Source organism: Thermoanaerobaculia bacterium, assembly GCA_018057705.1.
GTDB lineage: Bacteria > Acidobacteriota > Thermoanaerobaculia > Multivoradales > JAGPDF01 > JAGPDF01.
Genome location: JAGPDF010000142.1, coordinates 1 through 5,853, shown reverse-complemented (window position 1 = coordinate 5,853; position 5,853 = coordinate 1). Strand labels below are relative to the sequence as shown.

The 5,853-nt window shown below is 69.3% G+C and carries 6 protein-coding genes; 3 read left to right on the top strand and 3 right to left on the bottom strand.

All coding sequences use genetic code 11. The features are described 5' to 3' along the window. Positions 1-432, top strand: a 432-nt coding sequence (locus KBI44_21145) for a hypothetical protein (protein MBP9146992.1), incomplete at its 5' end; no start/stop codon positions are given. A gap of 144 nt (positions 433-576) precedes the next feature. Here KBI44_21145 and KBI44_21140 read toward each other — a convergent pair. Continuing rightward, entirely contained in the window at positions 577-2,400 is a 1,824-nt protein-coding gene (locus KBI44_21140) for a hypothetical protein (protein MBP9146991.1), read from the bottom strand. A 274-nt stretch (positions 2,401-2,674) separates the two neighbouring features. Between KBI44_21140 and KBI44_21135 the strand changes: the two genes are divergently transcribed. Then, positions 2,675-3,943, top strand: coding sequence for a hypothetical protein (locus KBI44_21135; GenBank protein ID MBP9146990.1), 1,269 nt, complete (start codon positions 2,675-2,677; stop codon positions 3,941-3,943). Between the two features lie 199 nt (positions 3,944-4,142). Here KBI44_21135 and KBI44_21130 read toward each other — a convergent pair whose 3' ends face one another. Together KBI44_21130 and KBI44_21125 are read right to left on the bottom strand one after the other, a co-directional pair. Further along, the gene (locus tag KBI44_21130) at positions 4,143-4,406 is read right to left on the bottom strand and encodes a type II toxin-antitoxin system RelE/ParE family toxin (protein MBP9146989.1); all 264 of its coding nucleotides are present in this window, start codon (positions 4,404-4,406) and stop codon (positions 4,143-4,145) included. Further along, positions 4,393-4,623 (bottom strand): ribbon-helix-helix protein, CopG family, encoded by a 231-nt coding sequence (locus KBI44_21125; GenBank protein ID MBP9146988.1) that lies wholly within the window; start codon positions 4,621-4,623, stop codon positions 4,393-4,395. The genes KBI44_21130 and KBI44_21125 overlap by 14 nt, the downstream gene beginning before the upstream one ends. A gap of 269 nt (positions 4,624-4,892) precedes the next feature. On the opposite strand from KBI44_21125, the gene KBI44_21120 reads away from it, so the two are divergent. Continuing rightward, positions 4,893-5,853 (top strand): substrate-binding domain-containing protein (locus KBI44_21120; GenBank protein MBP9146987.1); only part of this gene is annotated, 961 nt, incomplete at its 3' end.

The window sequence follows — 5,853 nt, the reverse complement described above, 5'->3', positions numbered from 1 at the left end:
GCGACGAACAACGCCGCCAACGCGACGCAGGGTCGTGGCATCTCGGCCTGCATCACCGACTTCGTTCCCGGCCAGGTTTATGCCTTCGGTGCCGACCTCCGATTTCCGCCCGGGCAGGCGCGGACCGGTTCCGCGCTCATGAAGCTCGTCTTCCTGGCGAGCAACGATTGCACCGGCTTCAGCCGAACGAGCGTCGATTCGGCCCCGCTCGACACTTCGAACCTCGGAGACTGGTTTCGTCTCGAATCGACCGGCGTCCCGCTCGAGGAGGACGGCAGCATCGCCCTGGTCGCGAGACTCATCAAGAACGAAGCTGGCGGTTCCATCCAGCTCGACGTCGACGGCGCATTCCTGGTCCCGGGCGAGGACTTCCTCTTCGCCGACGGCTTCGAGCGCCAGTCGACCTGCCACTGGTCGACGACCAGTTCCTGATCGCCCGCCGTCAGGTGAGCGCACTCGTGCCGAGCCCGAAGAATCGGTCGAACCGGCTGGCACCTCTTCAGCGGAGCAGATCTGCCGCGCTTCGGCCCACAGTTTTCTCGTTAAGGGCGGGTTCGCTATCAGTCGTTCAGGCTCTCAGGGCACGTCCGGCCAGGCGTTCGTCGTGCCGTCTTCGAAACCGTCGCCGAAGAGGCGGGTGTCGGCGACGTAGAGGCGGAAGCGGCCGTCGATGTCCTGGTCCGAGCGGTAGATCGTTCCGGCGCTGTCGGGGAAGATCTCGAAGTCGGTGACTTCGCCGCCGGCGACCGGGTCTTCGTTGAGGCGGGCGTCCTGGAAGTAGCTGCCGAAGAGCTTCTGCTCGCCGAGGCCGCGGCTGTCGCCCGGCGCGCCTTCGTCGTAGATGTAGACCACCCTTGCGCCGTCCGGATGGAGCCTGTACTGCGTGTCCGCCGATCGACCGGTGGCGAACATGCCGTCGTTGGTCAGCAGCTCCTCCGGCTCCGAGCCGTCGGCGGGGACGCGATAGAGGTCCCAACGATCGACCTCTTCGAAGTTGGCGCGGAAGACGACGCTGGTGCCGTCGGGAGTGAACTTCACCGTTGTCACGTCGCGTCCCGAGGAGGAGGTCGTCGTCAACGGCAGCGTCTGCGATGACGGCCCGGCGATCGGCACCGACCAGGCGAGGAAGCGTTCGTTCACCGTCGGATCGGAGAGGTAGGCGACGCGCGAGCTGTCGGGCGAGATCTCGAACTGCGTCACGTCGGTCTCGGAGGAACCGCTCTCGCTCAGCCGGACGAGCGACCCGGCGGGGCCGGCGAACGGGACGCTCCAGAGCTCGTCTTTGTTGATCGTGGCCTTGTCGGCGATGAAGACGATGCGGGCGCCGTCGAGGGAGTTGCTGACGGAGGCGATGCCGCCGCCGTTCGCGAACGCGCCGCCGAGCGAGACCGCGGCGGCCGCGGGGCCGGCGAGCGGCACGCTCCAGAGCTGATTGTGCTGCGGGCCGTTGCCAGTCGGGCATTGGTGGGTCCAGGCGATCCGGCCGCCCCCGCCGCTCACACCGCTCGCCGCCACGGGCTGAGTCTGGCAGCCGGCCGGAGTCGCATCCAGGAGGTAGATGCCGTTGGCCGCCGGACCCGTTCCGGGAGCGCTCCAGATGCGCATGGTCGCCGCCGAGGCGTCGTGAAAGACGAGCAGGGCGCGCTCGGGCTGGCCGAACAGGTACATCGCCGTCGGCACGTCCCCGGGCTCGAGTCCGGGATCGACCTTCACGCTCGCGGCGGCGGGCCCGGTCTCCGGAACCGTCCACATGCCGCTGCCGCCGGCGGTTTCCGCGAAGTAGAGGACCCGCCCGGTGGCCGGGCTGGTGAAGGAGTAGAGGATTCCGGTACCGGTGACCGGCAGGTTCAGCTTGACGGCGGAGGCCGGCGTGCCGGAGAACGGCGCGCTCCAGACCTCCACCAGCCCGTCCGTTTCGAGGTCACCGGAGTAGACGACGCCGCGGCCGTCGGCGGTCGCCTCGAGACGGTCGACCGTCCCGACCGGCGCGTAGGGCGACAGCCGATGGAGCTCCGAGCCGTTGCGGCGCATCGCATAGACAGCTTCGAGGCCGGCGTTTTCGACATCGCCGACGAAGGCGATCCATTCGCCGCGCCGGTCGACCAGCCAGCGGAAGCTGACGCTCGAGAGCGCTTCGCCCGTCGGCGTGAGCTGCCGGCGAAGGTACGGCGGCGGAGTGGAGATCGTCTGCGCCCCGGCCTGGGCGGTCCAGAGAGCGCCGCCAACGACGGCGGTCAGGACGGCCGCAAGGACGGCGACCTGCGCGGCCCACGCGCCATGGGCGCGGGCCGGCCTGAGGCTCGTCGGGGGAAGAGTGCGCTTCGTCGGCGGCGGGGTGCCGGGAGGGGTGTGGGTGGTGTGGCTGGTGTGGCTGGCGTGGGTGGTGTGGGAGGAGCGCATCCCTATCCAGAACGGAAACGGGCTCCAGTGAGCGACAGCGAGCCTCCGATCGATCGGCCGGATTGGGTGCCGCGACCCGCTACCAGGCCCAGGCCGTGGCGAGCTCGAAGCCGCCGGCGAAGATGAGGTCGTTCCTCAGGCGGGCCCGCCCCAAGCGCCTGCTGCCGGGTTGCCCCCTTCCCGCCGGTCCGATCTTCGTTTGTCCCCAGCCCGGCTGTTCCCTCTTCGCCTGTCCCCATTTCCCTGTCAACGGCGGCTAAGGGGCGGGGGAACCATGACGCATTCACGCACGCTCGTCGCTCGCCTCGCCGTCGCCGTGGTCCTCGTTGCACTACAGCTGCTCGCAACCGGGCCCGCGGAGGCGGCGAAGCGGCGCGCCTTCGTCACCTCGGAGGTCGGCGACGGGAACCTCAACTCCTGGCTCGAGGCGGGCGGGCTCTTCGGCTTGGCGGCGGGGGACAACATCTGCCGGGTGCTCGCCGGCAATGCCGGGTTGCCCAACGCCAATACCTACAGGGCCTGGCTCTCGACGGCGTCGACCGACGCCTACTGCCATGTCCAGGGTCAGACCGGGAAGAGAGCGACCGGCTGCGTCGGCACGGCGGTCCCGGCAGGTCCCTGGTACCGCTACGACGGCATCGGCCGCTTCACCGGCACGGTGGACGAGCTCGTCGGGGAGGAGCCGCAGATCTACCAGCCGATCCGCTACGACGAAAACGGCGGCGATCTCTCCGAGAACGCCTTCGGCTACTGGACCGGAACCAACGCATCGGGGGAAGCCACCTCCGACCACTGTGTCGGCTGGGTTGTCGGCGAGGAAGGGCTCGACGGGCGAACCGGTTCCCCGTCGCGCACTACCGGCGACTGGACGCGCCTCTACAGCACTTCGTGCGACTCCACCCGGCGACTCCTCTGCCTCGAGCCCGGGGCGAGCGAGGCGACGCCCGTCCCCTGGGTCCCCGCGGCGCTCACCTTCGTGACTTCGGCCTCCGGGGCCGGCGATCTCGGCGCCTGGCCCGAGGCGGCTGGCGAGGTTGGGCTCGCCGCCGGCGACGCCATCTGCCGGAACCTCGCCGCCGCAGCCCACCTGCCGTCGCCGGAGTCGTTCTTCGCCTGGATCTCCAGCACGACGATCGACGCCGGCGACCGGATGACCCTCGAAGGGACCCCGATCCGCCGCGTCGACGGCTTTCGCGTCGCCGACTCCAAGGCCGACCTCCTGGCGAACGGCAACGACAACACCTTCCATGTCGACGAACGGGGGCGCTATCTCGGCGCAGGGCTCTACTTTCGCACCTCGACCTACAGCGACGGAACTCGTCGCCTGGACACGACCTGCCTGAATTGGAGCTCCGCGAGCTTGGGGGAAGGGACCATGTACGGCGTGGCCAACATCGCCTACGACATTGAGTGGACCTACGACGTCTACGGCACCTGTGGACCGGACGCCCGCCTGCTCTGCTTCTCGAACCGCGAAGTCCTGTTCTGGGACGGCTTCGACCTCTCCGAGAACACCGAGCGCTGGTCGGCCGTGACGCCCTGAGGGGGGCGCGCCTGCGGCTCGGCCGCAGCGTCAAGACGGTCTGCGGTGCGAGGCGCTACCTCGAAGTCTGGCGGAGGAGGCCTGGCGAGGGCACGAGGCTTTCGCGGGAAGAGCGGTCGCCCCCCCGGCGGGCTCGGGCGGCGCGGGGGCGTGAAGCGCCACCTGGAGCGCGGGGCGCTCATGCCGCGCTGCGGTCGCCTCAGCGGTAGACCTCACGCCGATGGCCGATCTTCACGACGACGATCCGGCGTTCGGCTTCGAGGATCTCGTAGAGGACACGGTAGTCGCCATGGCGGATGCGGTAGGCGTTCTTGCTGCCGGCGAGTTTCTGGGTGCCGGGCGGGTGGGGCTCGCGAGCCAGGGCGCGGATGCGTTCGATGATCTTCAGGCGCCGATCTCGGGGCTCGATACCCTCGAGCTCGCGCGCCGCCGAGCGCCGGATTTCGAGGCTATAGCCGGCCACGCCGTTCGAGATCGCGCACGACGCTCTCGAAGTCGAGAGCCGGCTCTCGGGCGCGCTTGCGGAGCGCCTCGAGGTCGGCGGCATCTTCGGCGAGCGCCTGGCGGACAGCGTCGTTCACCATGGCCGAGACCGACTCGTCCGACTCCGCCGCGCGCAGACGCAGCGCCCGATGCAGGTCGGCGTCGAGATAGATCGTCGTGCGACGGGGTTCGCTCATGAGCCCATTGTAGCGTCTTGACGTCATGACGCCAACTCGGCGCACCGGCCGCGCCGCTCACGGCACCGCGGCGTTCCACTCGAACGTCGAACCGCCTTCGCAGCCGACGGAGAAGACGGATGGACCGTCGAGTTCACCCCGTCGCCATGGCGGCGTCACGCAGAAGACATACGCCTGCCATCCAATCGGATTCCTGTGACACTGGCAACGGAGAGGGCCTGGAGAACGCGGCCTTCTCGCTGAAGCCTCTCGCTCGAGGAGTCCTGTCGATGAAGCTGACGGCGGTCGGAAAGCTCTTGTTGTTCCTGGTGGGTCTGGGCCTGGTGGTCCTGGCGTTCGTGCGCTTCGTGCCGGCGGAGGACCGGGCGAAGCTCCTCGATCGGTTGCGCGGGCGGACGAGCGGGGCGGCGCCCAGCGCGGCCGAAACGCCAACTCCTTCTTCTGACAGACCGGCGACGATCACCCATCGGCTCTCTCTCTCCGGTTCGAACACCATCGGCAAGGATCTCGCGCCGGCGCTGGTCGAGGGGTTCTTGCGCAAGCTCGGAGCGAGCTCGATCGAGCGGCGGGCCGGGAAGCCGGACGAGATGACGATCGAGGCGGTGCTGCCGGACGGTGCGGCGGCGATCGAGATCCGGGCGCATGGGTCGAGCACGGCGTTCGAGGCCCTCTCGAGCGGCGGCGCGGAGATTGGCATGGCGTCGCGGCGGATCAAGACCGACGAGGCGCGGACGCTCGCGAGCCTCGGCAACATGCTCTCTCCGGCCTGCGAGCACATCCTCGGGCTCGACGGCGTCGCGGTGATCGTCGATCCCGGAAATTCCGTGGATGCGCTGTCGATCGATCAGATTCGCGACCTGTTCACCGGCCGGATCACCGACTGGAGCACCGTCGGTGGCACCGCTGGGCCGGTCGCCACCTTCGCGCGCGACGACCGCTCCGGCACGTACGACACATTCAAGAGCCTGGTCCTCGCCGACCGGCCGCTCGCCGCCTCGGCCGAGCGCTACGAGGACAGCGAGAGGCTGGCCGCCGACGTCACCGCGCGCCGCGGCAGCATCGGCTTCGTCGGCCTCGCCTACGTCGCGGGAGCCAAGGCGCTCAAGGTCCACGAGGGCGGCTCGGTGCCGTACCGGCCGACGGTCTTCACCGTTCGCACTGAGGACTACCTGCTCTCGCGACGGCTCTACCTCTACTCCGCGAGCAACCCGAGAAACCCGTGGGTGAGCC

Coding starts and splice junctions, on each gene's coding strand:
- KBI44_21125 (MBP9146988.1), bottom strand. CDS start 4,623: ATGAGCGAACCCCGTCGCACGACGATCTATCTCGACGCCGACCTGCAT.
- KBI44_21140 (MBP9146991.1), bottom strand. CDS start 2,400: ATGCGCTCCTCCCACACCACCCACGCCAGCCACACCAGCCACACCACC.
- KBI44_21135 (MBP9146990.1), top strand. CDS start 2,675: ATGACGCATTCACGCACGCTCGTCGCTCGCCTCGCCGTCGCCGTGGTC.